The organism is Paenibacillus sp. 01T422 (genome assembly GCF_056398785.1).
In genome coordinates, this window is record NZ_JBFTQB010000890.1 from 1 (window position 1) to 3,426 (window position 3,426).

The 3,426-nt window shown below is 44.8% G+C and carries 4 protein-coding genes; all 4 read left to right on the forward strand.

Annotated features, from left to right (window positions below; all coding sequences use genetic code 11):
• A partial coding sequence (locus tag AC1DUA_RS33010) for a galactose-binding domain-containing protein (protein ID WP_477503757.1) occupies window positions 1–825 on the forward strand: 825 nt, incomplete at its 5' end.
• 95 nt (window positions 826–920) lie between these two features.
• The gene (locus AC1DUA_RS33015) at window positions 921–1,232 is read left to right on the forward strand and encodes an S-layer homology domain-containing protein (RefSeq protein WP_477503758.1); all 312 of its coding nucleotides are present in this window, start codon (window positions 921–923) and stop codon (window positions 1,230–1,232) included.
• Window positions 1,202–1,312, forward strand: coding sequence for a hypothetical protein (locus AC1DUA_RS33020; RefSeq protein WP_477503760.1), 111 nt, complete (start codon window positions 1,202–1,204; stop codon window positions 1,310–1,312). Before AC1DUA_RS33015 ends, AC1DUA_RS33020 begins: the two co-directional genes overlap by 31 nt.
• Window positions 1,313–1,535: 223 nt before the next feature.
• Window positions 1,536–3,278, forward strand: a complete 1,743-nt coding sequence (locus AC1DUA_RS33025) for a methyl-accepting chemotaxis protein (RefSeq protein ID WP_477503759.1) — start codon at window positions 1,536–1,538, stop codon at window positions 3,276–3,278.
• Window positions 3,279–3,426 lie beyond the last annotated feature (148 nt).

Here is a 3,426-nt window from a genome sequence, read left to right on the forward strand (position 1 = left end):
GGCTGGGTGTATGTTGATTTGGGTGAAAGTAAACGAGTTAATGAAGTCCAACTCTATTGGGAGGCAGCCTACGGAATCAACTATCAGATTCAAGTATCTAATGATGCTCAGAATTGGACAGATGTCTACAGCACAACAAGCGGCAAAGGTGCCCTTGAGAAAATCACTTTTAATGAAACGAATGCTCGTTATGTGCGGATGTACGGCACCAAAAGAGCGACGCAGTATGGATACTCACTCTGGGAATTTCAGGTGTATGGACCAGAGGTACTGGTAGACAGCATAACGATTAATAAGACAGCGCTTCCAATGCTTATAGGCATGACTGAGCAGCTAACAACAATGATGCTTCCTACTAATGCCACCAATCAAAAAGCTCTATGGAGCACAAGTAATGCCAATGTTGCAACTGTGAATAGTGAAGGACTAGTCACCGCAATTGGCGAGGGAACGGCAAATATATCAGCTGCTACATCGAATGGTGAGCTAAAGGCGACAACTACGGTTACGGTAAAAAGAATTGGAACTCCGCAATTGCAATCCGTCATCGCTGGAGATGGACATGTCCTGATGAATTGGAACACAGTGGAAGGAGCAATGGGTTATCACTTATATGCCAGTACCATAACAGGATCGTACGGATCGGCAATAGCCACAGTCAGCGATGACGTGTACAGGTATAAGATTGATAATCTGACTAATGGAACTCCGTACTATTTTGTAGTAAGTGCCGTCTACCCTGCAGGGGAGAGTGATGTTCGCCATGGAGTTGTCGAATGGAACGACTTACTATTTTATCGTCAAAGCCATCAACGTAAGAGGTGAGAGTACTGCCTCTAATGAAATCAATGTTTCCCCAGCTGCGAAAGGTGACTTCACCCTTGTGGTACCGCCATTGGGCGAAGGATGCTATAAACAACATGGGTTCGAGAATGATCGTTAGCGGTTTTGAAAATGAACAGTTTTATCCGGATCAAGGTGTGACTCGTGGGGAGTTTGCAGCGATAGTAGTTCGAGCTTTAGGCTTGAAATTGCACAACTACGCAGCTCCGTTCTCAGATGTAGCCGCTTCAGAGTGGTACAGCAGCTATATTCAAACTGCTTATGATTATGATTTAATCAACGGTTATGGAGAGGGTACTTTCGGGATAGGGTCTCAGAGTGGGCAAGTAAGGGAATTATTGCTTGTTTACGCGGGGGAATTGTATCCGGTAGGAGCGCTAATTCACTAGATCCGAAGGCATATATAACAAGAGCAGAAGTAGCTGTTAGTACCCAGAAACTTTTGCAGAAGTCTGGATTGATTGAGTAGTTAGCATCGGAATATATACCTAATAAGCTGCCGGGGATAGAGTCTCGGCGGCCTGTTTTTGTTGCTTGAACAGGCAGAATATCAACTAATTTCATGATTATTTCATTTTGGTATTAAAAATTCGACGTGATGCGCCGAAATTAAACATAGGATAATTTATCCTTGCAAAAGAGGGAAAACATGACCCCTTACAACAATAAGAGAAACTTCGGAGGCTGTCAGAATGAAACTCACGCTGTACAAGAAACTGCTTTTTAGCTTTGTCATCGTTTTAGCGCTTCTTACGACAATTAGTCTTACGTCTCAATCGCGGATGAAGTCGATGGGTGAAACTGCTAAACAAACGACGGACAAAGGACTTCCTTCCGTCATCTTGCTGGGCAATTTGAATTACGATTTGAAAAGTCTCGACGATCAAATTCTACGTATTCAATTTAATATGGAGGATAAGACGAAGCAGAACTTGAGCGGAACCGGCATGTTAGAGGAAGAAGCCATGGCGTCTCCTGCTGAGAGGGCTCAAACATTATTTAATGATATCCAGAAGAAAATCAATCTTTTGGATGGAATTTTCGAAGATGAGAAAGATATCCAAATGCTCAATGTATTCAAAGAGCAGTGGACGCAATACGCAACCGTTTTTCCTTCTACGCTGGAAGCTGCACAAAAGCACGGAGCTGAAGGTTTAGCGCTTATCCAGGTGGCGGACAGCAATTTGGGAAGCTGCTCATTGCTGATTGAAATGTTCACCAAACGCATTCAGGACAATGCGGAAGTATGGGCAGCCGAAGTGGAGCATTCTTATCAAGCTGGAATTAAGTGGAATACAATTCTTAGTATTTTTGCTATTATTCTAGGCTTAGTTATCTCCTTCCTGATCGCTCGTCACGTCTCCAAGCCGATCACGTCAATGAGCGCAGCTGCAAGACGCATCTCGGATGGTGATCTTTCCGTAAGTTATATCGCTTTGAAGCAAAAGGATGAAATCGGAGATCTCAGTGCTTCTTTTGCACAAATGACGGAGCATATGAGAAGTATGATCGAAGCTGTGAATGGACATGCACAAAGCGTTGCTTCTTCTGCGGAGCAACTGCGCATTAGCTCGATTGATATGCAGGAAGTATCCAATCATATCACTCAGACGGTGAAAGATGTGGCTACTGGAGCGGATCAACAAACGCTCACGATGGAAGAAACTTCGCGTTCCATGGAAGAAGTGGGCAGCGGCATTTATCGGATGGCCGAAAGTGCTTCAACGATCGCTGAGTCGATCGAATGGACCAAACAGCAGGCAGAAGCGGGCGGTACGTATGTACAGAATACCGTACAACAGATGGAATCTATTCACGAATCTGTCCATCAGACAGATCAAGTGATGTCTATGCTGGAGAAAAAATCGCAAGAAATCGGCCATATTTTACAAGCTATTCAGGATATTTCGCAGCAAACGAATCTTCTGGCGCTTAATGCAGCGATTGAAGCAGCTAGAGCTGGCGAGCAAGGACGCGGCTTTGCAGTCGTAGCTTCTGAAGTCCGCAAGTTGGCTGAGCAATCCGGGCAATTTTCAGGTGAAATTTCGGCTTTGCTCAGTGAGATTCAAACCACTGTACATGATTCAGGGGATGCGCTGAGTCAAGTCAAAAATGAAGTTCAAACCGGCATTGAGCTCGTTCAGAAAACCGAGCAAAACTTCGGTGAAATTTTGCAGTCCACTACGCTTGTGGCGTCGCAGATCCAAGAGATGGCCGCAACTTCCGAACAAATGTCGGCTGGCGCGCAGGAGATCACGGCATCTGTCCAACAAGTTGCCTCCATCGCTAAGAAAACTGCGGACTCTTCCCAGGATGTGTCAACATCCGCTGTGAATCAACTTGAGACAACGGGTGAAGTGAGAGTCGCCGCACAATCCTTATCGGATATGGCTGAGGAATTGCAGCAAATCCTGGCTCGATTCCGTATCGCTTAAATCTATAAACACATGGAAGCCCCACAACCCTTGCGGTTTGTGGGTTTTTGTTCCGAAAAACAGTTTGTGCGTTTATTGCAAATTCTACAGGAAATTTTTCAACCTTCGGTAAATATGACGTACTGTTGTCAGCTTTACTATGCTATGC